Source organism: Microbacterium sp. EST19A (assembly GCF_019969685.1).
In the GTDB taxonomy this organism is placed as follows: Bacteria; Actinomycetota; Actinomycetes; order Actinomycetales; family Microbacteriaceae; genus Microbacterium.
Window position 1 is genome coordinate 1,681,346 of sequence record NZ_JAHXYZ010000001.1, and the last position, 25,688, is coordinate 1,707,033.

At 66.6% G+C, this 25,688-nt stretch carries 22 protein-coding genes and 1 pseudogene; 11 read left to right on the top strand and 12 right to left on the bottom strand.

The window, feature by feature from the left end; genetic code table 11:
• Nucleotides 1-17: 17 nt before the first annotated feature.
• Nucleotides 18-1,256 (bottom strand): MFS transporter, encoded by a 1,239-nt coding sequence (locus LC452_RS08325; RefSeq protein WP_223624070.1) that lies wholly within the window; start codon nt 1,254-1,256, stop codon nt 18-20.
• Between the two features lie 81 nt (nt 1,257-1,337).
• Here LC452_RS08325 and LC452_RS08330 point away from each other — a divergent pair, with 81 nt between their 5' ends.
• The 4 genes from LC452_RS08330 (at nt 1,338) to LC452_RS08345 (ending at nt 6,754) form a co-directional block, all read left to right on the top strand.
• On the top strand, nt 1,338-1,643 hold the full coding sequence (locus tag LC452_RS08330; protein ID WP_223624072.1) for a helix-turn-helix transcriptional regulator: 306 nt from the start codon (nt 1,338-1,340) through the stop codon (nt 1,641-1,643).
• Between the two features lie 421 nt (nt 1,644-2,064).
• Nucleotides 2,065-3,405 carry an HNH endonuclease signature motif containing protein gene (locus LC452_RS08335; protein ID WP_223624074.1) on the top strand — a complete coding sequence of 447 codons (1,341 nt, stop codon included), beginning with the start codon at nt 2,065-2,067 and terminating at the stop codon, nt 3,403-3,405.
• A 288-nt stretch (nt 3,406-3,693) separates the two neighbouring features.
• Nucleotides 3,694-5,346: a cytochrome b N-terminal domain-containing protein gene (locus tag LC452_RS08340; RefSeq protein WP_223624076.1), complete on the top strand. Its 1,653-nt coding sequence runs from the start codon at nt 3,694-3,696 to the stop codon at nt 5,344-5,346.
• Nucleotides 5,347-5,365: 19 nt separating this feature from the next.
• Nucleotides 5,366-6,754, top strand: a complete 1,389-nt coding sequence (locus tag LC452_RS08345) for an NAD(P)/FAD-dependent oxidoreductase (RefSeq protein WP_223624078.1) — start codon at nt 5,366-5,368, stop codon at nt 6,752-6,754.
• Here the strand turns inward: LC452_RS08345 and LC452_RS08350 are convergent.
• Nucleotides 6,710-7,468, bottom strand: a complete 759-nt coding sequence (locus LC452_RS08350; protein WP_223624080.1) for an SDR family NAD(P)-dependent oxidoreductase — start codon at nt 7,466-7,468, stop codon at nt 6,710-6,712. The genes LC452_RS08345 and LC452_RS08350 overlap by 45 nt on opposite strands.
• Before the next feature lie 180 nt (nt 7,469-7,648).
• On the opposite strand from LC452_RS08350, the gene LC452_RS08355 reads away from it, so the two are divergent.
• The 3 genes from LC452_RS08355 to LC452_RS08365 are packed head-to-tail and all read left to right on the top strand — an operon-like array spanning nt 7,649 to nt 11,786.
• Nucleotides 7,649-9,241, top strand: coding sequence for an aminopeptidase P family protein (locus LC452_RS08355; protein ID WP_223624082.1), 1,593 nt, complete (start codon nt 7,649-7,651; stop codon nt 9,239-9,241).
• On the top strand, nt 9,238-10,245 hold the full coding sequence (locus tag LC452_RS08360) for a DMT family transporter (RefSeq protein WP_223624084.1): 1,008 nt from the start codon (nt 9,238-9,240) through the stop codon (nt 10,243-10,245). The genes LC452_RS08355 and LC452_RS08360 overlap by 4 nt, the downstream gene beginning before the upstream one ends.
• Nucleotides 10,242-11,786: a leucyl aminopeptidase gene (locus LC452_RS08365; RefSeq protein ID WP_223624086.1), complete on the top strand. Its 1,545-nt coding sequence runs from the start codon at nt 10,242-10,244 to the stop codon at nt 11,784-11,786. Before LC452_RS08360 ends, LC452_RS08365 begins: the two co-directional genes overlap by 4 nt.
• A gap of 123 nt (nt 11,787-11,909) precedes the next feature.
• Here the strand turns inward: LC452_RS08365 and LC452_RS22175 are convergent.
• Together LC452_RS22175 and LC452_RS08375 are read right to left on the bottom strand one after the other, a co-directional pair.
• A pseudogene (locus tag LC452_RS22175) lies at nt 11,910-12,545 on the bottom strand (tyrosine-type recombinase/integrase); the annotation flags it as partial.
• 332 nt (nt 12,546-12,877) lie between these two features.
• Complete coding sequence (locus tag LC452_RS08375) at nt 12,878-13,897, bottom strand: RES family NAD+ phosphorylase (RefSeq protein WP_374197763.1); 1,020 nt, start codon at nt 13,895-13,897, stop codon at nt 12,878-12,880.
• Between the two features lie 436 nt (nt 13,898-14,333).
• On the opposite strand from LC452_RS08375, the gene LC452_RS08380 reads away from it, so the two are divergent.
• The 3 genes from LC452_RS08380 to LC452_RS08390 all read left to right on the top strand — a co-directional run bounded on the left by LC452_RS08380 (nt 14,334) and on the right by LC452_RS08390 (nt 17,457).
• A complete protein-coding gene (locus LC452_RS08380) occupies nt 14,334-15,497 on the top strand; it encodes an N-6 DNA methylase (RefSeq protein ID WP_223624090.1) in 1,164 nt (387 codons plus the stop codon).
• A gap of 134 nt (nt 15,498-15,631) precedes the next feature.
• Complete coding sequence (locus LC452_RS08385) at nt 15,632-16,675, top strand: hypothetical protein (protein ID WP_223624092.1); 1,044 nt, start codon at nt 15,632-15,634, stop codon at nt 16,673-16,675.
• A complete protein-coding gene (locus tag LC452_RS08390; RefSeq protein ID WP_223624094.1) occupies nt 16,672-17,457 on the top strand; it encodes a hypothetical protein in 786 nt (261 codons plus the stop codon). The genes LC452_RS08385 and LC452_RS08390 overlap by 4 nt, the downstream gene beginning before the upstream one ends.
• A 20-nt stretch (nt 17,458-17,477) precedes the next feature.
• On the opposite strand, the gene LC452_RS08395 is transcribed toward LC452_RS08390, so the two are convergent.
• The 8 genes from LC452_RS08395 to LC452_RS08430 form a co-directional block, all read right to left on the bottom strand.
• On the bottom strand, nt 17,478-18,158 hold the full coding sequence (locus LC452_RS08395) for a hypothetical protein (protein WP_223624096.1): 681 nt from the start codon (nt 18,156-18,158) through the stop codon (nt 17,478-17,480).
• Entirely contained in the window at nt 18,155-18,730 is a 576-nt protein-coding gene (locus tag LC452_RS08400; protein WP_223624098.1) for a GIY-YIG nuclease family protein, read from the bottom strand. Before LC452_RS08400 ends, LC452_RS08395 begins: the two co-directional genes overlap by 4 nt.
• 48 nt (nt 18,731-18,778) lie before the next feature.
• Nucleotides 18,779-19,816: a hypothetical protein gene (locus tag LC452_RS08405; protein ID WP_223624099.1), complete on the bottom strand. Its 1,038-nt coding sequence runs from the start codon at nt 19,814-19,816 to the stop codon at nt 18,779-18,781.
• Between the two features lie 137 nt (nt 19,817-19,953).
• On the bottom strand, nt 19,954-20,550 hold the full coding sequence (locus LC452_RS08410) for a hypothetical protein (RefSeq protein WP_223624100.1): 597 nt from the start codon (nt 20,548-20,550) through the stop codon (nt 19,954-19,956).
• 31 nt (nt 20,551-20,581) lie between these two features.
• On the bottom strand, nt 20,582-20,776 hold the full coding sequence (locus tag LC452_RS08415; RefSeq protein WP_223624101.1) for a hypothetical protein: 195 nt from the start codon (nt 20,774-20,776) through the stop codon (nt 20,582-20,584).
• Nucleotides 20,777-20,935: 159 nt separating this feature from the next.
• Nucleotides 20,936-22,306, bottom strand: coding sequence for a M14 family zinc carboxypeptidase (locus tag LC452_RS08420; RefSeq protein WP_223624102.1), 1,371 nt, complete (start codon nt 22,304-22,306; stop codon nt 20,936-20,938).
• Nucleotides 22,281-23,231 carry an ornithine cyclodeaminase family protein gene (locus LC452_RS08425; RefSeq protein ID WP_223624104.1) on the bottom strand — a complete coding sequence of 317 codons (951 nt, stop codon included), beginning with the start codon at nt 23,229-23,231 and terminating at the stop codon, nt 22,281-22,283. Before LC452_RS08425 ends, LC452_RS08420 begins: the two co-directional genes overlap by 26 nt.
• Nucleotides 23,221-23,919 (bottom strand): GntR family transcriptional regulator, encoded by a 699-nt coding sequence (locus tag LC452_RS08430; RefSeq protein WP_223624721.1) that lies wholly within the window; start codon nt 23,917-23,919, stop codon nt 23,221-23,223. Before LC452_RS08430 ends, LC452_RS08425 begins: the two co-directional genes overlap by 11 nt.
• A 198-nt stretch (nt 23,920-24,117) precedes the next feature.
• Here LC452_RS08430 and LC452_RS08435 point away from each other — a divergent pair, with 198 nt between their 5' ends.
• Nucleotides 24,118-25,677, top strand: coding sequence for an ABC transporter substrate-binding protein (locus LC452_RS08435; RefSeq protein WP_223624105.1), 1,560 nt, complete (start codon nt 24,118-24,120; stop codon nt 25,675-25,677).
• The last annotated feature ends 11 nt before the right edge of the window (nt 25,678-25,688 follow it).

The following is a 25,688-nucleotide window of genomic DNA, read 5'->3' on the forward strand; positions in this document are numbered from 1 at the left end:
ATGCTGCCGCAGTCAGGTCACTCCGCTCGACGCACGCGCGACACGAGCGCGACGAGGGCCAGGGCGATCACGACGACGCCGTAGCCGATGCAGACTCCCTCGAGGCCGACGACGCCGACAAGCGAGCCGGCGATCACAGCCGGAACCCCGAAGGCGAGATAGGCCAGCAGGTAGATGACGGCGAAGGTGTCAGCGCGCTGCGTCGCCGGGATGCGCGGAGCGAGCGAGGCGACGACGCCCGAGAATCCGGTGCCGAAGCCCATGCCGGTCACCGCGGTCGCGGCGAGGTAGAAGGGGAGCGAGCCGATGCCCAGCGCGATCAGGGAGAGAGCGGTTCCGACCGCCAGCGCCGCGGTGCCGAACACGACCAGCGTGCGCGGAGACCGCCGCCGCATCACGACGGCGGTGATCGCGCCGACGCCCGCGAGCATCGCGACGGCGAGTCCTTGCCAGAGGTGCGCGTCGCCGCCGAGCTCGTTGTGCACGATGTTCGCGCCGAGCGAGAGGAAGAGTCCACCGGTCGCCCATCCGGCGACGACCGCGGGGGCGGCGCGCCAGAAGTCCGCGCGGATCGGAGTCGGGATCGACAGGCGGAAGCTCAGCGATGCCCAGACGCCCGGCTTGCGCGGTGCGGTCTCGGGGGCGAGCAGGAACAGCGCGGCCAGCACCACGTAGGCGATCGTCAGCGGGGCGAAGACGTCAAGGAGTGGAGCATCCGCGAGATCGAGGATGATGCCCGAGAGCAGCGCACCCGCCGCGAGGCCGATGCCCGGGCTGAGCGCGTTCCACAGGGCGGCGGTGCGGGTGCGTCCGCCGGGGGCGAGGTCGAGCACGGCGGCGGACAGGGCCGAGATGAGCAGACCGCTCGCGACGCCCTGCAGGATCCGGGCGAGGAACAGCAGCGGCACGGCATCCGCGTGCCAGAAGAGGAACATGCTCGCCGCGAGTAGCAGGAAGCCGGCGATCGCGACCGGGCGACGGCCGATGTGGTCGGAGAGCGAGCCGGCGGTGAGGAGTGTCAGCAGCAGTGCCACGGCATAGACCGCGAAGACGGCGGTGATGACGATCGCGTCGAAGCCGATGTTCTGCGCGAGCACGGGGTAGAACGGCGATGGCGCGCTCGCTCCGGTCATCATGGCGATCTGGGCGACGATCGCGAGGACGAACCCGAACCGGGCGCGACGGGCGGTGGGTCCCTGAGCCTGTCGAAGGGCAGGGTCGACCGGCGGTGCAGCGATCGGCTGGGTGGTGGTCATGCGCGCTCCTCTGAGGTTCGAGAATCATCGAACTATCGGAGCGTACTCGCGAATCAGCGATTGTTCAACTATTCTCGAACTATGCCAGGCGATCTTCCGCACCCGGAGCGATCCGAGATCCAGCTCACGGACGTGCTCTTCGCGCTCAGCGACCCCGAGCGCCTGGCGATCGCGCGTCAGCTCGTCGACGGGCCTCTCGACATGGCCGCCTGCCACGCCACCGACCCGAACCTCCCGAAGTCGACCAAGTCGCACTTCATGAAGGTGCTGCGCGAGGCGGGTGTCATCCGCAACGAACCGAACGGACGTCGACGGATGCTGACGCTCCGGCGCGACGATCTCGACATGCTGTTTCCGGGGCTGTTGGATTCGGTGTTGCGGAAGTAGAAGCCCTGGTGCTGGCGCAGCAAGGGGTGGCGCTGGCGCGGTGTCTTGAGGGCTGTGAACGTTCGGTCTCGAGGGGGGTCGTGCCGCGGCGGCGGGTGCCGGCGCTCCGAAGTGCGGCGTTGGTGCGGTGTCGTGTGGGTGCGGTGATCCGGTGTGCTGCCGAGGCGGACGTCATGGGGCGACGGATGCCGATGTCGCGAGCGGTGGCCACGACACGGCTTGTCGGCTGCGGGATTCGCCGCTGCGAGGGATGAGGGGCTCGCGAAGTGCGCGGATGCGGACGTCGAAGCGACGGGCGCTCCGCGCTGCCCGCTACTCTCTCCACGCTGTCTGTCGTGCCTCTCTAAGGTTTCCCGCGATATGCCGGAATGACATCGAACATATCTTCGAATGTCGGGTGGTCTGCGGGTAAACTGTGGGTATGTCGAAGCTCCCTGGTCTGATCGAGGCGGTCTCCCGCCTCGATCAGGTGTGGGCGGGCGCGGATGACGCGACGGGGTTGTCGCGGGAGCAGTTGATCGCCGTGGATCAGGCGATCGGGGTGCTGCGGCGCCGGTTGGATGCGGCGCATGCGGATGTTGCGGCGCGCATCGCGTACGAGTCGCGGACCGAGCTCGGCGCGGGGAGCCTGGCGAAAGAGCACGGGTTCCGGACGGCGGCGAAACTGCTCGCCGCGACCGGGGGCGTGTCGTCGGGTGATGCGATGCGGTTGGTGAGGGTGGGGGAGGCGACCGCGCCACGGACGGACCTGTTGGGGGCGAAGCTGCCGGCCCGCTACGAGGTTCTGCGAGAAGCCCTCGCATCGGGGGCGTTGAGTGTCGCTGCCGCGGGGTCGATCGTGGGGTTGTTGGATCGGTGTCGGGTGGTGGCTGGGGTGGAGCGGATCGGCCTGGCGGAAGAAACCTTGGCGGCTCGGTGTGCCGGGTTGGGGTTGGATGACGTCCGGAAGTTGATTGCTCGGGCGGAGGCGTGGTTGGACCCCGACGGGGTGGAACCGAAGGATGAGGAACGCCGGGCGAAGCGGTCGTGCACGATCGTCGAACGCGACGGGATGGTGCACCTGCACGCGGTCCTCGACGCGGAGACCGCCGCCCCCGTGGTGACCGCGTTGCGCGGATACGTGTCCGCGGCGTTCGCCGCCCGGAAGGATGCCCCGAACCCGGATGCTCCGGATGCGGACCGCCGCACCGTACCGATGCTGCAGGCCGATGCTCTCGCGATGTTCTGCGCGCACGTCCTCGACTGCGAGTCCCGGGTCCCTCTCGCCGGGGCGACCGTCGTGGTGCGTCTCACCCTGGATGACCTGCAGTCCGGGTCAGGGTCCGCGACCATCGACGGGATGGACCACCCCGTGAACATCGGTGCTGCGAGACGGATGGCCGCCGCCGGCGGGGTCATCCCGTGGGTGTGCGGCGGAAAGAGCGAGATATTGGACTGGGGGAGGGAGAAACGCTTGTTCACCCGCGCGCAACGATTGGCCCTGGCCGAACGGGATTGTGGGTGTGCGATGTGCGGGCTCCCACCCGGGATGACGAAAGCGCATCACATCCGCTGGTGGACGAGAGATCACGGGCCGACCGACCTGTCCAACGGGGTGCTCCTGTGCGAGACGTGTCATCACCGGATCCATGACAACGGGTGGGAGATCCGGGTCGACGGGACCGGTGTGACTGCCCGGGTGTGGTTCATCCCGCCCGCGTACGTCGACCCCGCCCGCACACCCCGCACCGGCGGTCGCCACCGATTCGACATCGCCGCATGAACGCGTCGACGACACCCAGATCGCGCAAGATATGAACGGCAGCAGCGCCTGAATATCGCCTCGGCAACAACGGCAGCAGCGCCTGAATATCGCCTCCGCAACGACGGCAGCCGCGCCTGAACCGGGCCGCCGCGACGCGCTCCGCTCCGACCTCCTCGATACCTCGCTCAGATCTGTCGCAGAATCGCGGGCTGTCCGGTCATAGCTGGTGAAGACATCCGTCGCGCACCTCACATTCGTGTGCCCGACATCGTCGACATAGTGAGGGCCGAGAGAGACGAGAACGTGATGCTGAGAGCGACGACGGAGGGCCGCCGGGTCTCCGTCACCGAACGACTGTCCACCGCTGTACGTCAGAGCCGGAGTGGCCGACGCGCCAGCAAAGTCATCGCCGACCTCCGCGGCCGATCGATCCCCCTGCACTGGACCAACCTGTTCGGCGTCGTATCCCTGGCCGCCCTTGTCGTCCTGTTCATCACCGGCATCTTCCTGATGTTCGTCTACGTCCCCTCCAGCGAGCAGATGCGCTACGCCGGCACCTACCCGCCGCTCGTCGGCATCGAGATGTCGCAGGCTTACGCCTCGACGCTCGCGATCTCCTTCGAGATTCCCGGCGGCCTGCTCATGCGCCACGCGCACCACTGGGCGGGACTCCTCCTTCCTGCAGCCCTCATCCTGCAGATGCTCGTCAGCTTCTTCACCGGAGCCTTCCGACGCCCGCGCCGGGCCGGCTGGGTGCTGCTGTTCCTCGTCTTCGTGATGGCCCTCGCCGCAGGCTGGAGCGGCTACGCGCTGCCCGACGACCTGCTCTCCGGCACCGGACTGCGCATCGTCGAGGGAATCGTCCTCGGCATCCCCTTCATCGGCACCACCCTGTCGAGCCTGCTGTTCGGCGGCGAGTTCCCGGGACGGATCATCGAGAACCTCTACCCGCTGCACATCCTCGTGTTCCCGGCCGCCCTCGTCCTCTTCCTCGTCCTGCGCATCCGCTCCTCGCTCCGCCACCGCGCGCCGCAGTTCGCGGGCCCCGGCCGCACCGAGCAGAACGTCGTCGGCATCCACCTGTTCCCGCAGATGGCCGCCCGCGCCGGCGGACTCTTCCTCATCGTCTGCGGACTCCTCGTCGCCATCTCGTCGACCGTCACGATCGCACCGATCTGGGCGTACGGACCGTCATCACCCGGTGATGCCTCGGCCGGCAGCCAGCCCGACTGGTACACCGGATTCCTCGACGGCGCCCTGCGCCTCGTCCCACCCGGCTGGGAGGTCGAATGGCTCGGACGCACCTGGACCTTCGCCGTGCTCGTCCCCCTCGCCGTCGTCGGGCTCTTCCTCCTGCTGATCGTCGCCTACCCGTTCCTCGAAGCATGGATCACCCGGGACACCCGCGAACATCACCTGCTCGACCGCCCGCGCAACGCACCGGGCCGCACCGGAATCGGCGTCGCCGCGATGGTCTTCTATTGCGCGCTCTGGGGCGCCGCGAGCGCAGACCTGATCGCCACCCACTTCTCGATCGGCCTCGAGACGACCATCCACTTCTTCCAGGCCGCCGTCATCGCCGGTCCCGTGCTCGCGTTCATCCTGACTCGCCGCATCGCCATCGCGCTGCAGCGCAAGGACCGGCACATCCTGCTGCACGGCTACGAGACCGGCCGCATAGTCCGCCTGCCCGGCGGCGAGTATGTCGAAGTCCACGCGCCCCTCACCCCGCACGAGCGCTGGCGGCTCATCGACGAGAACCCCGCCCTCTCGACCACGGACAAGCCTGCCCTCACAGGCCGACGGATGCCGGGCGAGCGAGTGCGCGCCGCGCTCGCGCACCTGTTCTTCGAGCAGCGTCTCGAACCTCTCGACGCTGAAGAGCGCGAGCAGCTCCGAGAGCTCGAGAATCGGGCATCCGACCTCACATTCGAGGGCGCTGCGTCGTCGGATAAGTGAAGGCAGAGAGAAGAGAGAGATGAAGAACGTCCTGATCATCGGCGGTGGCTACGCAGGCTTCTACACGGCCTGGGGTCTGGAGAAGAAGCTCCGTCCGGGCGAAGCGCAGGTCACCGTGGTCGAGCCCCGACCGTTCATGACCTACCAGCCGTTCCTCCCCGAAGCCGCGGCAGGCTCGGTCGAACCCCGCCACGTCGCGGTGTCGCTGCGGCGGAAGCTCACCCGCACGAACGTGATCACCGGACGCGTGGTGCAGGTGCGTCACGCCGAGAAGGTCGCCGTGATCCGTCCGATCGACGGACCGGACCGGGAATACCCCTACGACATCGTCGTGGTCACCGCCGGGGCCGTCACCCGCACCTTCCCGATCCCCGGCATCCTCGACGAGGCGATCGGCCTCAAATCCGCCGAAGAGGCCGTCGCCATACGTGAGTCGCTACTCGGTGCGTTCGAACGTGCATCCGCCATGGAACCCGGTGAAGAGCGACGCCGCACCCTCTCGGTCACCGTCGTCGGCGGCGGATTCTCGGGCGTCGAGGTCTTCGGCGAACTGCTCTCGTTGGCCACCTTCCTACTGAGCAAGTACCCGATGCTCTCTCCGGCCGACCTCGACTTCCACCTCGTCGAGGCGGCACAGCGCATCCTTCCCGAGGTCAGCGACGGCCCGGGCGCCTGGGTCGTGCGGGAACTCGAGCGCCGCGGCGCCCACGTGCATCTCGGCACCCAGCTCCGCGCAGCCGAGGGTCGGCACATCGTGCTCTCCACGGGCGAGGAATACGACACCGGCCTGCTCATCTGGACCGCCGGCAACGCCGCGAATCCGATGACCGCCCGGCACACCGACTTGCCGATCGATCAGCGCGGCCTGCTGGCCGTGCAGGCGGACCTCCGCGTGTTCGACGACGTCGAACGACGCGTCGTCGAGGATGCGTGGGGCGCCGGCGACAACGCCGCCGTTCCCGACCTGACGCAGGATGCCGCGGGCGCGCGCACCGTCCCGAACGCGCAGCACGCGGTGCGGCAGGGGCGACGGCTGGCGAAGAACCTCGTCCGCACCTTGCGCGGTAGGCAGCCGGTCGACTACGTGCACCACAACCTCGGGGTCGTCGCTACCCTCGGTCTCGGCCGCGGCATCTTCCAGTGGCGCGGGATCGTCGTGAAGGGCTTCCTCGCCTGGGTCATGCACCGTGGCTACCACGTGCTGGCCGTGCCGACGTGGGACCGCAAGGTGCGCGTGCTGCTGGGCTGGATCCCCGGCGTGCTCTTCGGCCGCGACATCGTCTCGCTGCCCGACCTGCGGGACCCGCGCGAGCTCTTCGTGACTGGCGGCGAGCCGCCCCGCGCCGTCTCGGTGCCTGCGAGATCAGCGGAAGTACGACGCCCCGTTCAGATCGAGGATGCTGCCTGAGGCCCACGTCGACTGCGGCGAGGTGAGGTAGGCGACAGCATCCGCCACTTCCTCGGGCGTCCCGACCCGGCCGAAGGGGCTCTGACCTCGGACCCGCTCGCCCGACGCGCCGTCCAGGAGCGACGTCTGCCGATCGGTCGAGATCACTCCGGGCGCGACCGACGTCACCGCGATCCCGTGCGGGGCCAGCGCGAGCGCCATCGACTGCCCGAACGCCTGCAACCCGGCCTTGCTCGCGGCATACGCCGGGTGCTCGGCCTCTCCGCGGAACGCTCCGCGCGAGCCGACGTTCACGATCGACCCGCCCGCGCCCCGCTCGATCAGGTGCTGCGCGACGAGCATCGTCACGTTCGACGCCCCGAGCAGATTCACCGCCACCATCTGCGCCCAGGACTCCTGCCAGTGCTCGTACGACGTCGACGCGACCGGATGAGCGTTGGCCTCGTTCGGCGCGACCGCCGCATTGTTGACGAGGATGTCGAGCGTTCCCACCGCGGCGAGAGCCTCTACGACGACGCGCTGCGCCTCGGCCGGGTCGCCGATGTCGCCGCCGACGACAGCGTGCCCGGTGCCGTCGAGCGAGGCCAGCGTCTCTTCCGCCGCCGCGCGATCCGAGGCGTAGTGCACGACGACGCGGTCTCCCCGCCGGGCGAGGACCTGCGCGACGGCACGACCGATGCCGCGTGAGCTGCCGGTGACGAGGGCGTGGGCCATGGGGAACTCCTTCGACGCAGGGTTGTCTTCGAGATCATGTCATGTCCGCTGTCGCTCACCGCGCGTGGTGAGGTATTGCCGCACCTACCGCCTTGTACCGCGGATCATTCGCGATAAAGGTGTGATACCTTACTCAGCAAGCGACATGCGGCGACAGAGGTGTGCGACGAGAGGTGTGCCATGACGGACGAGATCTTCAGCGAGAACGGCGAAGAGCAGACCGACGGCGAAGAGCAGACCGCGAAGGAATCACCGGAATCACCGGAATCACCGCGACGCACGCATCCCCGCCGGACCGACGCCCTCTCGGCGATGATGTCGCAGGGCTGGGGCGAGACCACGAAGGACTGGGGCTTCGACCCCGACGCGATCGCGCTCGCGGGCGAGCGGCGCCGTGACCTGGCCGAGCGATTCCCCGACGCGGCTCTCGTCATCCCGAGCGGGCCGGCGAAGATCCGCTCCAACGACGTCACCTACGTCTTCCGTCCGCACACGTCGTTCGCGCAGCTCACGGGTCTCGGCGCGCGCAGCGATGCGGATGCCGTGCTCGTCGTGGTGGGCGGCGCCGCGGTAGAGACCGTGCTCTTCCAGCGCGAGCCGATGGGCCCGGGCACCGAGGCCTTCTACCTCGACGGCGGCGCGGGCGAGTACTGGACGGGTCGCCGCCCGTCGATGCCCGAGCTGGAGGCCGCGCTCGGGATCTCGGTGCGGCCGACCAGCGAACTCGTCGACTTCCTGCGCGGCCTCGCCCGCCCGCTGCGCGTCGTGCCGGATGCCGCCCCCGCCGTCGAGAAGCTGCTCTCCGCCGAAGGCCTGCACGGCACGAGCGACCCTGCCGACGACAGCGACCTCGACAGCGACCTCGACCGCGCCCTCGACAGCGCCCTCGCCACCGCCCTCGACGAACTGCGTCTGACGAAGACTCCGTGGGAGATCGCGCAGATGCAGAAGGCCGTCGACATCTCCATCCGCGGCTTCGAAGACGTCGTCGAGTCCCTTCCCCGCGCCGTCGAGGTCGCACGGGGCGAGCGGGTCGTCGAGGCGGCGTTCCTCGGCCGGGCACGCACCGAGGCCAACGACATCGGCTACGGCTCGACGGCCGCCGCCGGCGACAACGCCACCACGCTGCACTGGGATGCCTGCGACGGCCCCGTCCGCGCGACGGATCTCGTCCTGCTCGACGCCGGCGCGGAACTCGAGACCTTGTACACCGCCGACATCACCCGCACGGTTCCGGCATCCGGCACGTTCACCGACGCGCAGCGGCGGATCTACCAGGCGGTGCTCGACGCCACGGATGCCGCCATCACGGCCGCCGTCGTCGGGCGCCCGTTCCAGGACCCCCACGATGCCGCCGTCACGGTGCTCGCCCAGCGCCTCGAGGAATGGGGCATCCTTCCCGTGACGGCCGCCGAGTCCCTCTCCGACGACGGACAGCATCATCGCCGGTGGATGCCGCACGCCACGAGCCACCACCTCGGACTCGACGTGCACGACTGCGCAGCATCCCGACCTGAGAACTACCGCGGAGCGGTCATCCGCCCCGGCATGGTGTTCACGGTGGAACCCGGCCTGTACTTCAAGGCCGACGACCTGTCGGTTCCCGAGGAATTCCGCGGGATCGGCGTGCGCATCGAAGACGACATCGTCGCGACGGATGACGGCCCGATCAACCTCAGCGCCGCCCTACCCCGCACGATCGACGACATCGAGGCCTGGATGGCGCCGCTTCTCGAGCGCGGCAGCCGCGTGCGCGCGGCGGCACGGGCGTGACCGCGCAGAGCACTCGCCGCGTCGGACTCGTTCTCGCGGTGGTCGCCTGCGCGATCTTCGCAACCTCCGGGCCGGTCGGCAAGACCTTGATGGAGGCCGGGATCGAGCCCCAGCACGTCTCGTGGCTGCGCGTCACCGGCGCCGCCGCGGTGCTCCTCCCGGTCGTCCTGCTGCTGAGGGGCAGAGCGCTCATCGCCGCTTGGCGATCCTCATGGCGGCTGCTGGTCGCCTACGGCGCGATCGGCATGGCCGCCTCGCAGACGCTCTTCTTCTACGCAGCCTCACGCCTGCCCATCGGCGTCGCGGTGCTGCTGCAGTTCTCGGGTCCGCTGCTCATCATCGGCTGGACCAAGTTCGTGCGCCGGCGGTTCGTGCCTCGCTCAGCGGCGATCGGCGTCATCATCTCGCTGATCGGTCTGATGATCGTGGTCGAGGTGTGGGCGGGTCTCGCCTTCGACCTGTCGGGCGTGCTCGCCGGCCTCGGCTCGGCCGTGTGCCAGGCGGCGTACTTCCTGGTCATCGAAGACCTCAAGGGGTCGGCGGACGTGCTGGTCATGACCGCCTCCGGGGCGGTCGTCGGCGCGTGCGTGCTCACCGTCGTGACGCTGCCGTGGACGCTGCCGTGGCAGGCCATCGGGGGCACGGTCACGCTGGCCGGCGCTGAGATCTCCGGCTGGCTCCCGTTCCTGTGGCTGGTCATCGTCTGCGCGATCCTGGCGTTCCTGCTGGAGGGGGCGGCGGTGCGTCGCCTGTCCGCTGTCATCGCCGGCGCCATCGCCTACGTCGAGGTGGTCTTCGCCGCAGTGATCGCCTGGCTGCTTCTCGGTGAGAACCTCGGGCCCGCGCAGATCATCGGCGGGGTGGCCGTCATCGCCGGGGCCTACATCGCCCAGCGCCCGGCGAAGTCGGACGCGCTGGACACCGACGACCAGATCGAGTTCCCTGGAATGGTCGGAGCCACCGCCATGATCCACGACAGCCCTCGAAAGAACGGACCACGATGACCTCGCTTCTCGACATCCTCGCCGAGGCGGACCGCCTGCCGACCGTGACCCTCGACGGCGGCGACGACGGCGGCGAGCAACCGACCGGACCGTGGGGTCTCGTCATCGGAGTCCGTGCCGAGAGCGGACGTCCGGTGGTCGTCGACCCGCATGCGCGACTCGATCCCGCGACACGTGAGGCGCTCACCGGTTCGCTGGAGACGCTCGCCGAAGACTGGAAAGGCGTAGCCGTCATCGTCGCCGCCCCGGCCGGCAGCCTCTACGACTTCTTCACCCTCACCGCCCTCGACGACGCCGATCCGGCAGCGGACGCCACGGTTCGCCTGCGACGCGCCGCCGGCTCGGCCGCACGCGCCTCGACCCGGGTCGCCGCGCTCACCTTCGCCCTGCCGGTCGACTCCGCCGCAGAGGTGCGGGCCATCATCGAAGGCGCGCTGCTCGGCGGCTACTCCTATCCCGGCATCCACCGTCCGGGCGCCGATGCGTCGACCTTGCGCACAGTCCAGATCGACGTGATCGTCGGAAGCACGCAGGCGGATGACGCCGACGTCACGGCGGCGATCGTGGCCGCCCGCTCGACGAGACTCGCGCGCACGCTCATCGACCTGCCGCCGAACCTGCTCTACCCCTCGTCGTTCGCGAAAGTGGCGGAAGAGCTGGCCGGCGCCGAGGGTCTCGACGTGCACATCCGGGATGCCGACGCGCTGCGCGCGGAGGGCTTCGGCGGACTGATCGGCGTCGGTCAGGGCAGCGAGCACGAGCCCGCGCTCGTGCGCGTCGACTACGTCCCCGAGGCTCCTGCCCGCGCCCACCTCGCCTTCGTGGGCAAGGGGATCACCTATGACGCGGGCGGCATCAACCTCAAGCTGTCCGAGCAGGACTACATGAACTTCGACATGTCGGGCGCCGCGGCCGTGCTGGCGGCGGTGCTCGCGTGCGCTCGGCTGCGGCTGCCGGTCCGCGTCACGGCCTGGATGGCACTGGCCGAGAACGTGCCTTCCGGAACGTCCCAGCGTCCGAGTGACGTGATCACCCTCTTCGACGGGACGACCGTCGAGGTCCGTGACACCGACGCCGAAGGGCGCCTCGTGCTGGCCGACGCGATCGTGGCCGCGACGGCAGAGCATCCCGACATCGTCGTCGACATCGCCACGCTCACCGGTGCACAGCAGATCGGGCTCGGCGATCGTGTCAGCGCCCTGATGGCCAACGACGACAACCTGGCTCACGATCTCGCCGGCCTCGCCACCTCGGCCGATGAGCGGGTCTGGCGGATGCCGCTGACGGTCGATCTGGCCGAAGGCCTCCGCTCCCGGGTCGCCGACATCGCGAACAAGGCCGACCGGCCGGGTGGGATGCTGACGGCCGCGCTCTTCCTCGAGCACTTCGTCTCGCGGGCCGAGCACGTGCCGCGCTGGGCGCACCTGGACATCTGCGGTCCGGCGATCAACCGGAAGAAGCCCTACGGGTTCACCCCGCTGGGCGGCACGGGCGTGGGCGGTCGCACGCTGCTCGCCCTCGCGCAGCACGTCTCGGGCTGACGCCCGCCGCCGTCTCGCCCGCCGTGCATCGTCAGCACGTTCAGATTCCATCGCGAGATAGGCCTTCACGCTCTCCTCACCGAGGGCTGTCAGCGCATCACGGCTGTCTTCCGCCTTCAAGTGGAGGTACAGCTCAGTCGTGGCCTGGTCCATGTGTCCGACGATTCGACGAACGAGCGCTTCGTTCATTCCGGCCAACGCCATGCGGGTGATAGCGATGTGTCTTGCACCATGTGGCGAGAACTCGGCGCTGATGCCCTTCTCACCCAACCTGGTGAGGATGTCCGCCAACGCCTTCGAGTCGGTCTGCTGCCGTCGAGGAGCGCCGTTTGGCATGGTGAAGACAAGGTCCGAGAGGTCCGGTCTCTCGGACGCGTTGCGCACCCACGCCTGCGGGTTCGCCTCACGCCACTCGTCCTGTCGCGCGCGTTGCTCACGGAGCAGAGTGATGAGCGGTTCGGCGAGTGGAATCACACGCACGCGGCTGCTCCTCTTCGTCTCTTCAAGGTAGATGCGACCCTTGCCACCCTTCTCGACAGCGCCTTCCGGCCAGAGAGTGCAACTCGCTGAGGATTTGCCGCAGGACCACCGCTTCCCGTCCGCGAGGCGCTGGCACGCAGGAGCGTGGGCGGCGGGCTTCCACTTGAGCTGCCGCTTGACCCTCAGGAACGGTCGCTCGTCATCGAGCACCCCGGTGATGGCGCTCCAGCAGAGGCCAAGTGCCTCACCGGGTCGAAGGCCCAGCTCGAGAGAGACCATCCATCGGGCTTCCTCCTTCCCTTTGACTACAGTCTGGCTGAGGCCTCCGTCTCCACGTTCGGGCGTAGTCCACGTATGGCTTCTGCGCTCGCTCGGCCTGCTCGTCAGGCACTGCCACCGATGACAGAAAACCCCCGGTAATCCAAGGATTCCGAGGGTTTTCGTCTTTACTGTCTCAACACAGTGTGGAGCCTAGGAGATTCGATCGTTCGGGACGCCCTGCGTGGTTTTGACCCCGTTTTTTGCGGATTGTGGTTGCGCTCTCTGTCGGAAGATGCTTTGGTCACACCTATAGTCACACCTATCAGGTTCAACGAAGCGCAGGCCGCGCTTCAGCGTGCTCGGTGGATGATGGCGCGTCGCTCCACCTTGTACCGCCTCACGGACTCGGGCCGCACTTCAAGAACCCCCCTGAACTCGAACTCTTCCGGAATGTGCGAGTTCGGCTTGCTGGGAGACGCGAGGTAGTTCGGCCGCTCACCCGGCTCAGTAATCCACTCGTTGTCGTCGAAGAACAATGCGACGTTGGTTCCGCCAACGCCAGCCACCGATGGATAAGCGATGCCATGGATGGTGGGGACGCTTAGCCATCGGAACGCCTCCGTGAGGAGTTGTGAAGGCAGGTACTCCATTGCCTGTCGGTCGTCGCCGGGGATGTACTCCATCATGCGGTCGCGGTAGAACTCGAAGGAGGCGCGACGGCTCGCGAAGTCGCTGTACGCAGGGTCAAAGATGCTCGGAAGGTCGGGAATGACAGTCAGGTCGATAAGCCGAAGCGGCTGCCTGACCTCAAGAGTGGCGACGACACATTCGTCGTACGGACTGTGCGAGGCGACCTCAGCACAAGCGGTCTTCGCCTTGCGCGCCGTGTACAGAATGGGCATACCGGCCGCACTGAGACGCCCCGCCGATGCGAACTCGGGCGGCGGCGGCCCCATCTCTTTGCTCGGATTGCGTCGGACTTGCATTTCCAACTCCCGAACGTTTCGCTCGATACGCGCACGGTAAAGCAACGTCCCAGGGGCGAGTATCAGAGGTTCGCAGTTGTCGGATGCAAAATCGAGCATCTCCCGCGCCAGGACGTAGTTCCACTCAGGCGCCGTGACGGGCTTCTCACCTGTCGGCGGAATCAACAATCGAGACTGATGTTTGACGCGATAGTCGAAATCTCGCCACGAGAACTGCATCCCCACAGCTGTGCCTTCATCGAACATTTCGTACCACGACCCCGCCGGGACAATCAGCGATGTCACCTCAGCGAGCAGGACTTCGAGTGCATCATCCGTGACAGCTCCGGTGAGCGTCGAATCCACGACTTCGCTGTGCGCAACCTTGGCGAGTACTTGCTTCATGTCGGGAACGAAGCCCTCGTGGTCATAGCGTTTCCGGGCAGCCGCGAGCACTACAGACGCGAGTCGTTCCAGCGGGACAGCATCGGACCCTTCGGCAGGGCATATCGAGCAGTCGGTGGTGCGGGAACTAGCGCTCAAGTCCTGGCGAAGGTACGGGTCAACGAGGTGTGTTACACAGACCCAACCGTCGCTCGGCAGTATGCGGTCACTCTTCATATGCTCATCATGCCGCGCTTGAAGCTACGACTCGCTCAGATACCAGGCCTCTTCCACGTACGAGATGACATGCGCCCAGCGCGGTGATGCGCGTGGGCGATGGGACCGGAACTCCTCCCGGAGGCCGTCCCACAAGATGTAGCGGTCTGACCGTAGCCCCACCAGATGGGAGGGTGCGGCGCTGGTCCGCCGTGTCAGACCTTCACCCCACAATAGGAGTATGCGTCCGAACCTTGCCGTCGTCCCCGACACCGCGACGCTACGGAAAGCGCGCGGGGCGTTCTTCACCCCCGACGCCATCGCCGAGTTCACAACCAACTGGGCTGTCCGTTCGGCCGACGATTTGGTCCTCGAACCTTCGTGCGGCGAGGCCGCGTTCCTGACGCAAGCTGTTCGTCGACTCACCGAGCTTCAGGCCGCAACCGGCACCCTCACGGTGCCCCCTCGCGTGGATGGCGTCGAGATACACGATGCCAGCGCAGCCGAGGCCGAACGTCTCGTGCGTGCTGCGGGCGGCGACCCACGCATCTTCACCAGTGACTTCTTCCTGGTGAAGCCGGAGCCGAAGTACACAGCCGTCATCGGCAACCCGCCCTACATTCGGTACCAAGATTTCTCCGGCGAGGCGCGCACGCGCAGCCGCGAGGCCGCGCTTCAGGCGGGCGTGAACATGTCGGGCCTGGCCTCGTCGTGGGCCGCGTTCACCGTTCACTCGGCACTCATGTTGCGCAAGGGCGGACGCCTCGCCCTCGTCGTTCCCGCGGAGTTGCTGAGCGTGAACTACGCCGCCGAGGTGCGCCGTTTCCTTTTCGAAAGGTTCGCGCGGGTGGACCTGGTGCTCTTCACTGAGCGCGTGTTCGCTGAGGTGCAGGAAGAGGTCGTCCTCCTACTCGCGGATGGGTATGAGGAGGGGAGCGCTAAGCACGCCTCTATCTTCCAAGCGCAGAACGCAGCAGCGTTGTCCGAGACGCTCGCTGTGACCACTTGGACACCGACTGACCCGGCCGAGAAGTGGACGCCTTCACTGCTTTCGGCTGATGCGCTCAGCGTCTACAGCGGTCTGCTCCAGAGCGGCGACTTCACTACGCTGGAAACGTGGGGAGACACCACCCTCGGCATGGTCACGGGCAACAATAAATATTTCGCGATGTCACCTGAGAGGGCAGCCGAGCTGGGTATCGCAGAGTCCGAACTTCTGAAGCTCAGCCCTCCCGGAAGTAGTCACCTTCGCGGACTCACGTTCACGTCGGACGCCTGGCGTGCCCTCGGGAAGAAGGGGAGCGCGACGTATCTGTTCCGCCCGAGCGGCGAGCCGAGCGACAAGGCTCAGGAGTACATCGACGCTGGCGAGACAGCGGGCATCAGCGCTCCTGTCTCGGTCTGACCGTCCCCGTTTTTATGGACTGGCAGTTCCCGCTGTCAGAACGGGCTGACCTTTAGTAGCGTTCCTGGCACAATGGATACGGTATCGATTAAACGTCTCCACCGCAAGCTCCTGGACACGTTTATGATGAAACCGTGCCCAGACCACCGCTCCAGCCCGGTACCCACGGCCACATCGCCGTCGCGCCGACAACAGACGCTCTGCGCGCACGCGGCGCGTTCGTCGCGCACGCTCGCGTCCGCCCGCTGGACGGCAGCGACGTTCAGGTAGTTCGGCGATTCGGGGCTACCGAGAGCGACGCGCTAAGCGCCTTGCAAGCAGCCATTGTCGAGCGCATCGGGGCCGTTAGCGGAGACCCCGTCATCTCCGTCGCCGACCGCCGAATCTTGCTTGCCCGACAAGGTTTCGCGGTCTTTGTCAACCTCTACTTCGACTCGACTCCTCGTGTCGAACCTGGCGGCGATGCCGAGGGAGACGCCGACGCAGCCGGGAGCGACCACATCCCTAATCGGGTGGTGGAGGGATTCGTGGCGTCAGCCGTGGACCACATTCGCGCCTGGTACCGCGCGACCTCCCCAACCAACGATGACCCACGTCCGTTCATCTACATCTACGCGGACCACACGATGTGGCGAGCAGTTCTGGAGGCGGCGGCGTCAGCGATTTGGGTGCTAGGCCCGGACAGACGGGAGGAGCGCATCGAGCACGCAACCCGTCTTGCCATCTACGAGTGGGAGAAGTCAAAGCCCATACGTCGCTTCTCTGGTGAGGTCGACGAGGCCGCCGCTCGGATGCACGAGGAGCAACGGCTGGTCATTGAGCGGGTCTGTGAGCGGATGGGTTTCGACTTCAACACGCTCGCGAAGAAGGGTGCGGCCCCGACGAAGGTTGTGAGCACGGCACGTGAGTACCTGGGCCGGGACGGCGATGATTTCTTCTACTGGTGGACTATCTGCTCGCGGTACACACACGCGCAGACTCTCACCGTGATGCTGCGCGGAGTCCGCACGCACGTCGATTCACCCGACGGCGGAGTGCTGAACGTCGAGACCAACGTTGACCAACTGGCTGACGTGGTGGACTTCACCATGAAAGCCACCGACGCACTCGTCAGCATGCTCGTCCGGCGAGGCTTCAACCGAGTGCCTCGCGACCCCGCCGGTAACGTTGGGGCATGAGCGGCAAGAGGTCGAAAGCCAAACCCCACCCAAGGCGAAGCACGTCGCCTCATTTGGTGAATGCGGCCATCGTTCAACGAACCGCTCGTGCAGTCCTCGCGGTGGACATGTCGGACGTAGTGCTGCGCGATTTCGTGCCGCAGGTCGCCGTCGGCTTGTGCCGCGCGGCTGCCGCGCAGAGCATTGCTTTGGCAACGTTGACGCGCGCTGGTCAGGCGTCCTCGGCAGCCCCGAACCGACGCCTGGTACTGGAGGCCGCCATCCGCCTCATCTGGTTGAGTGGTTTATCTCAGGCCGACCGCCACACAGCCGCATCCGTCATGCTCGACGCGGACCGCAAGGACACGAACGAGACGCTCGCCTATCTGGAGAGGAAAGGCCAGGAAGCGCCGTTCGACCCGGCCGAGATGAATGCGTTCGAGTTGAATACTCCTACGAAGGGAACACTCCAGGAGCAGGTACGCAAGCTGCGTGCCGCCGTTGTAGGCAGCGAATCGGAGCCGTGGTCGCTGTACGCGATGTGGCGGCAGGAGACGGCGTATGCGCACCCGTCGGGTGCTCTTGCCGGGCAGTACGCTCCAACGCATGACAACTCGCACTTAGGCTCTGGGCGGCCCGACCAAATGGACCCGGACCTCGAAGCGCACCAACTCATTCAGTGCCTCATCGTCGCCGCGACGCAGCAGATTTTGAAGGATGAAGGCCTGGTACCTGATGTGGCGTCGCGTCTTACTACCGCGTTCCGCGCGCAGTCCCCGTTCACGTTCGAATGGCCTGAGTGAGGGACATCGAGGAGGCGCGCTCAGTCTTCGCCAGATGGCGAGTAGGACGGTAGTCCGAGAGTGTGGGGAGGCTCCGAGGGCGGTTCGTTCTCGTCCGAGAATGGAACACCGCGAACATCTTTCTCGCGGAAGTATCCGCCGCTGGCCCGCCAGCTCGTCCACCGGACGACGTCCGCGAGCCAGTCGGCGAGTTCTAACGCCTTCGTCATGAAGGCGAGGTCGAGTCCGCCGCGATTTGCGTCAAGCCACGGTCCGAACGGTTCGTCCCGGAACCAGCCGACTGCGAGCCTTTCGGGGTCAGTGGCAGCGCGGAGTGAAATGTTATGGGCGACGAAGTTGCGTAGCCGTCGTATTTCTTCATAGCTCGCTGCGAACGCGCGATGCTTGCCGGACTCACCTAGCTCGCGTTCGCAATAGAACTCGAAGTAGACCGGTCTGATGTCGTCGTTGAGTTTTCCAGCGAGGACGCTCGCATGCCAGGTCTTGACATCAAACCAGCCCTTCCGCTGCATGTGGTGAAGGAGCTGCTGATTTCTCGCCTCCCACTTTTGAATGACCTTCTCAACATCCCATCTTCCGCTTAGTGCATCGCGTAAGGCTGCGTCCTCACCGCTGCCTCGACTCGCGATTTCGTCGATGACGTACTGCGTGAGCGCAAAACGGCCGAGCAGAGCGAGCGTGACATCAGCGACTTCGCTCATGAGCTCACGGCCGCACGAGCCGCGGCCATGGCCGCCTTTCTTCGGTCCGAGATGGACCTCGCGAACGCGTCGGAACGGCCATCAAGGTTCAGCGCGAGCGTCGCCTGCGCGAGCATCTCCTCCTCCGCCTCCCACGGTGCGGGGTCTACCGCCCAAGCGACGCGTGCGTTAGCAACGAGCCATTGGGTGATGAGTGCTTCCCCCTCAGACCCGTAGTGCTCACGTCCGCGGTGCACCCCGAGGGTTAGTCCAAGGTCGTCGGCGAGGAGAACGCCGAGCGTGCGCCGCAGCGTGGAACGCGAGGCATCCTTGGTTGCATGCGTGACTAGCCGGTCTCGCACAGTGCTCTTTGATGTACGTCCTGCGGCGCTTGGTCTTCTGGGCGAGATGCCCACATACAGGAGCTGGTGACCGTCCTTTTCCTGGTACGGCGCATCAGGGATGTCGAGTGCGCCCCTCTTCATCCACCACCCATAGATACCGGGGCAGGTCGGTGAGCTGCGCACCTCTGCAACCGCGTGGAGCGATGCAGGGCTGAGAATGCGCTCCGCGGTGAGCGAAGTGTCAGACAACGCGTTGATTTTTCGTATGACGTTCCAGCGGTCGTTCGTGAGCTTCCGTCATCGCTCCCCCAGCCAGATGTCTGGGTCCGGCTCGTAAGCTTCGAGTGAGTCGTAATAGTCCGATAGCTCATCGTCTCTGAGTTCGTGACGCTCTTCCTCCACGACCCAGACATCGCCGAGATTCGGCAGAAGATGAATGCCGCTCTTGCCAATCTCGAACCCACAGACGAGGCACTTGAAGTCGGTAGCCTCGCGCTCCGCTGTGACCAAGATTGCCGGTGCGGAGCCGTCCGTCACGGAGTCATAAGTCGCGACCTGTTCGAAGTCATCCCACAGGTGACGGGTCCATCCGACTCTTCCGGTTCGCCCGCACGCTGGGCAGGGGTGTTCTGACGCGCTTCGCGACTCAGAAGGCCACTTCTGTGCTTCCTCGACGAGTCGGCTCTCTAGACCCGAGTAGACATGCTCTCGTTCCGACGCGGGCACCTGCTCGTCTAGAGCCTGCTTGCGGGTCTTTGCCGCCAATACGAGCGCGTCAAAGTCCGCCTTCTGCTGGTTGACTTGTTCATCCCGAAGGTTCTGAACGACATCCAGGCAATCTGCGCCCCAGTAGTCGTCCTCGACAAGCGTTGGACGATAACGATGCAGACCTTCGACCACCTTGAGGAACGCTGACATCGCATCAGAGTTGTCCTGCTGAGTCCCCATTGCCATGTGCGCCGCAGCATTTCTAATGCCCATCACACTGTCCACGTCTTTGTTGACGACGTAGGGACGGTGTTCTAGGAGCACCTTCAGTGCAGTTCCGTAGTTCACGGTCTTGAGCTGTTTGATGTTGAGGCCTAGACCCGCCCTGGCCGTCGATAGCGCCAACTTCGAGTAGGTGCTGGTGTGGTCCGCCAGGAGGGCAACATCGAGCGATGCCAAGGCCGACATGATGAGATACTCCGTCGCCAGACCGAAAGAGAGCGCAACTTTCAAGACCGAATGTTCATCCGTCCTTGTGTAGTTGGTGACGACAAAACGTGCTTCTCGCGCGGATGCGTCCCAAAGCCGGTCCGGGATGTCCGTGCTCATGTAGACGGGCGTTGTCATTGGAACAGGATACCGATGCGCGGACAGCGGGACGCAAACAAGCTGGTGAGCTTGTTGCCTGAGTCCGCACGGTTTTACTATCGCCGCTCCGACCGGGGGAAGGCGTACGGGTCGGGGCCGGTGTGGTCTATGGGAGGCTATGCCTCGGGCTGGCCGGTGTCTGGATGTGCTCGAACGACATCCGCCGGCTGTGATGTGGGTAGGACCGTCGTATCGGTCGACGCGCTTGGCGCGGTGCTCGCCTTCGGCTTTCTGCCGAACAGCATCTCTCGTCCACTTCTCGGCATGGAACCGACCTCCGCGGCAAGACTTGCTATCTCCGCTCGGAGTGGCTCTAGGTCTTTCGGGGAGGACTTGGCAATATCTACGAGTTTCTGCACCACGTCCGCAAGTTGACCTTCAATCGCGGCGAGCCTTGTCTCGGTCAACATGTTTGGTTGCTCCGTCACCGGCTCTTGCAACTTCTCGCTGGGTCGGCGCTTGTCCTTCCAGATGTCAGTGAAAGCCAGCGAGACGAACACAGCCCCGGAGGCCATAACCGATGAACTCCAGAACAGGATTCCGTCGGAGAACGAACACTGGTAGTCCGTGCCCGTCCCGAACGAGAGGAGAGCCGCTGGTGCCGGAATCGTGCACGTCATCGTCGTCACGGGGTTGTTCAATCCGACGCACAAGCCGACGACGATTCCCGCAAACCCAAGAAGGAAAAGGAATATCTGCGCGAAACGGTTCACTCGGGCGCTCCAGTTTTCGATGTCGGTGCCTTCATTCTTTCCACATCACCTGCGCGAGCGCGTCAGGAGTGTTGTCCTCGATGAGCTGACGCACCTCAAGCGGGTTCGTTGCCCCGAACGGCGCGAATCGGGCAATCTCTTCCAGCGTGAGGTCGCCGGTGAACAGTTGAAGCGCGTCCGGCTTCACGCCTGGCTGGCCGAGCGCAGCAGCAATCTCGTTGGGCATCCATCGTGCCTCCCACAGTGGGAGCGGGGGGAGCGGGTCTTCGCGCGGGTCGAAACGAATCACGCCGTCCTCCCTCGTCCGCTCCACCTTCCACGCGACGTATGCATCGCGCGCGGCCTTCTTGGCGTCGTCCGCCTCCTGCCGCTTTGCCTCCCGCCGTCACGCCCGGCGGCGCGCGATCTCGTCGGCGACGACCAGGATCGAGCCCAGCTGCTGCCCGACCATCGCACGGACGGGCAGCAGCTCGGTGTCGACCGGGTCGCTCTTCGCCAGCCACTCCTCGACGATCGCCGTGGCCTCGGCCGTCGCCGCGCGCACGGCGGGATCGGCCAGGCCGGCGTCGACCTGCGCCTGAAGGGCCCGACGGAACATCCCGCCGTATCGCAGGATGAATCCGCGCACCCGCGTCTCCCGGCTCACAGTCTCGGCGACCGTGGCGGGCCGATCGGATGCCGACGAGCCGGCGCGGACGCTGTCGGCCTTCGCATCCGCGACCAGGAACGGAAGGAACGCCTCGGCCGCCAGCCAGAAGGGGGACACCACGGTCATGGACGGCCGCACCCGGATGCGGAGCTCGTCGAGGCGCTCCGCGACCGCTCCCAGCTGGCCGGCGGTGCGGTCGATCATGGCGGAGTGCGACTCATCGGTCTCGGCGGTCGAAGGGGCAGCGGGGCTCCAGTAGGGCACCTCCGGAATGAGCGTGACCGCTCCCCGGGCGGCGGCGTACTCCAACGACTGGGAGCCGAGGAACCCCTGGGCAGGGTCTTCGCCCGCGGCCTCGGCGGCGTCGTACTCGGCCGCGAACCGCGGGGCGCGGAAGACCCCGGCAGCCAGGAGGGTGAGGTGGGGGGACTCGGCCTCACCGCGGTCGACGATCACTCCGGCCGTCTCGGAGACCCGGTGCAGGTCGTCGAGCAGCTGGGCGTCCCAGTGCGAGACGTACCAGTAGGCGCCGCCGGATTCGGAGTTGTGGAGACTCACGTAGAGCTCGGGCCGGATGTCGTCGATCACCCGTGCGAGCGCCTGCGTCTCGGGCAGCATCCGATCGAAGAAGGCGTCCTTGTAGTCGGTCGGGAACGTCCACTCCGGCTGCTCCTCTGGTGCGGGCCGGAAGAACCCCCGCGCGTAGGCCTCGAAATCTCCCGGTCGGTCGAACCAGGTCTCGTTGAGGCGTGCCCCGTCGGGATCGAGGTTGTGCAGGAAGTGCCAGGTGTAGTCGTAGCGCGCCCGGAATCGTTCGTCGTCGACGACCAGACGGGCGAGGCTCGCCGCGGTCCGGAATCCGGTGACCTCGTTGGGGTGCACGCCGGCGACGACGAGCGCATCGCGGGACCCGGCGCCGACGGTCGTCAGCAGGAGCGGTTCGCCGAGTCGCGAGGTGCCGACGCGGCGAGTGCGCACAGAAGACGGATGCTGCTGCGCGAGCTCCGCGAAGCCCTCGTCGATCTCGTCGACCTGCAGGAAGCGGTGGTCGACGTCGACGCCGGCGATCCAGGCGGCGACGTCATCGAAGGAAGGAGGGGTCGTCATCGGTCTGCTCCAGAGAGGTCGTCGCGGTCTGCCCGGCCATGACGGACGCTGCGGCCCAGTCCTGGATCGCGAGTCCGACCGACTTGAAGATGGTCCGCGACGCGCGCGGTCCGGTGTTGTCGTAAAGGCGCGCGCCGAGTTCGCTGACGGAGGCCTCGTGCAGATGGCCCGTCGCGAGCGCCGGCATCAGGTCTCCGGCCTCTTCGCGGACGGCGTCCCAGCTGTCGATCACGACGTCGGCGTCGGCGAACGCCTCGGCAGGCAGTTCGCGCATGTCGAGTCGGTACGAGCCGACCGCGTTGATGTGGATGCGAGCGGGCAGATCGTCCGCGTCGAAGACAGGAGTCATCGCCGAGGTCGCGCAGGTGAGAATGTCGGAGTCGCGGAGCGCCAGCGCCAGATCGTTCACCACGGTGGTCCGCACGTCGGGGTGGGTCTCCTGCAGCCGTGCGACGAGGGCATCCGCTCGCGAGGGCGTGCGCACGCTGATCCGCACCTCGCGGATCGGCCGCACGGCGAGCACGGCGGCGACCTGGTGATAGGCCTGCGCGCCGGCGCCGATGATCGTCATCACGGCGGCATCCGGTGCGGCGAGTAGATCGGTGGCGACGCCGCTGGCCGCTCCCGTGCGGATGGCGGTGAGCTCGGCGGCGTCGAAGACCGCTTCGCCGCTCTCGGCCGTCCAGACGATGACCCCGGAGATGGCGGGGTCGCGGTCCGGCTCGATGCGCAACACCTTCACGACGGCGGTGCCGCTCGGCCGGTGATGGACGGGCATGGTCAGGATCCGACCGTCGCCGAACGAGACGCGCACCGGCAACTCGAAGTCGCCGTGGTGGAAGTCGATGAACGCTTCGCGGACTGCGGAGATGACCGCCGTCAGCGTGAGCGGGTCGCCCTTCTCGACGAGGGCATCATGCGTCATGTGCCTGATCGCCCTCGTCCACGCCCGCCCAGAGGCCGCGGACGTGACGGATGTGCACGGCCATGATCTCGGCGGCGCGCTCGGAATCACCGGCGGCCATGGCCTCGATCAGGTCGTCGTGCTCCTGCAGCGACCGCTCGAACGTGACGGTGTCGGCGATCTTGTCGAGGCCGAGCAGGCGACTGCGGTCACGAAGAGTTCCGACGAGAGAGACGAGCTCGTCGTTGCCGAGCCCCTGCAGCAGACCCAGGTGGAACTCGCGGTCGGTCGCGACGAACGATGCCCAGTCTCGCGCCATCGCGTAGCCGCGGGTGCGGAGGCACAGCTCACGGTGCGGCTCATAGTCCTCGATGAGCCCGCGTTCGGTGATCGTGCGGATGGCGGGGATCTCGAGCAGCGCGCGCACCTCGTTGATCTGGTCGAGCTCCTCGGGAGTGGGACGCCGCACGATGAATCCGCGGTTACGCCGCATCTCGACCAGGCCGTCTTTCGCGAGGTCGTGCAGGGCCTCGCGCACCGGCGTGATCGACACCTTCAGGCGCTCGGCGACCGAGCCGATCGACAGGAGCGTGCCGGCTTCGAGGCGTCCGGACACGATCTGCGAGCGGAGGATCGCCGCCGCCTGTGCGCGATAGCTCTGCTGGCGTACTTCGGTGCCCGCCGTCGCGTCCGACCAGTCGAGTGTCATGGCCACCCTGTCCTCCACATCTCCGTCAGGCCGTCAGTCTGGTGAGGCCTTACGCCTCGAACGGTATCACGGACGCGCCCTCTCTGCGCTAGTCGTCGAATATTTCGCGCCTCTCACGGAATATTGCAGCCCTGTAACGGTCTGGATGATTCGAAAAAAAGAGTGAGGTATTACACCCAATCGTGTTACCGTCTGCTCATGACAACCTCAATGCCTGCCCGAAGGGCTTCCGCCATCGCTGCGGTCGGTATCGTCGCAGCCCTCGCGCTGTCCAGCTGCTCCGGCTCGTCGCCGGAGTCGACGGCCGACGCAGAGCTCACCTGGGCGCTGGTGTCCGCGCCGCAGAGCCTGGACAACACCAAGGCCATCTCCGCCGTCTCCTACACCGTGCAGGCGGCGATGCTCGAGACCCTCGTGCACGCCAGCCGCACCGGTGAGATCGAGCCGTGGCTGGCGGAGTCGTGGACGACGCCGGATGACACGACCTATGTCTTCACGCTCCGCGACGATGTCACCTTCTGGAACGGCGACCCCCTCACCGCCGAGGACGTCGCCTTCTCGCTCAATCGCGTGGCCGAGGACACATCCCTCACCAGCTACAACTTCACCGCCATGGAAGAGGCCACTGCGACTGGGGACAACGAGGTCACCGTCACGCTGAACACGGTGGACCCCCTGTTCCTCCCGGTCGCGATCGCCTCGAACGGCTTCATCGTGCAGCAGGCGTTCGCCGAAGACGCCGGTGAGGGCCTCGGCGATCCCGATGCCCTCACGATGGCCACCGGCCCGTACCAGCCGGAGTCGTACTCCAAGACCGGAGACACGGTGCTCACCCGGTACGACGGCTACTGGGGTGAAGCACCCGCCGCCGACACCGTCACCTTCACGACCATCACGGATGCCGAGACGATGCGGATCGCCCTCACCCAGGGCCAGATCGACGGCACCTTCGAAGCCAGCCTCTCCGACGCCGAGCGATACGAGTCGAGCGACGCCGTGACGACGACCCTCGCCCCGGGCCTGGGCATGGAGTACCTCTCGCTCGATGTGCGGGAAGCGCCGTTCGACGACGTCCACCTGCGTAAGGCGATCGCCTACGCGGTGTCGAAGGACGATCTCGTCACCGCGCAGCTCAAGGGCAACGGAGACCCCGCCGATGCCATCATGACGCGCCCGCAGCTCGTGGCGATGTTCGGTGAAGACGGTGCGGAGCTGACCGACGAGATCGAGGTCTACGACAACGACGTCGACGCAGCGAAGAAGGAGCTGGCGCAGTCGGCCTACCCCGACGGCCTCGCCATCGACGCCACCTTCGCCGAGTACGACAGCGTGGTCTTCCAGGTGCTGCAGGCCGACCTCGCCGAGATCGGCATCACGCTCAACGGGACCTCGGTGTCGGCGGAGCAGTTCTACGACGAGACCGGTCAGATCGATCAGCCGCAGGGCCTGCGTCTGATCTACACCGGCTACGGGTCGCTCGATCCGTGGGAGACGCTGCGCAACGTGTTCACCGACTCGAACACCGCCGGATACACGAGCACCGTCGCCGACGAGAACCTCGGGATCCTGTCGTCGACCCTCGACGAGGCCGAGCGCAAGGCGGCGATCGTCGCGATCTCGCAGGATCTCGCGGAGAATGTCCCCTACATCCCGCTGTACACCGAGGACAAGCTGCTCGTACTCGGGAACGACTGGGCCTACGAGGACTTCGCGCCGCGCGGTGCCGACTGGATCCACCGCGTCACCGTCGCCCCGTGACGGCAGGGAGC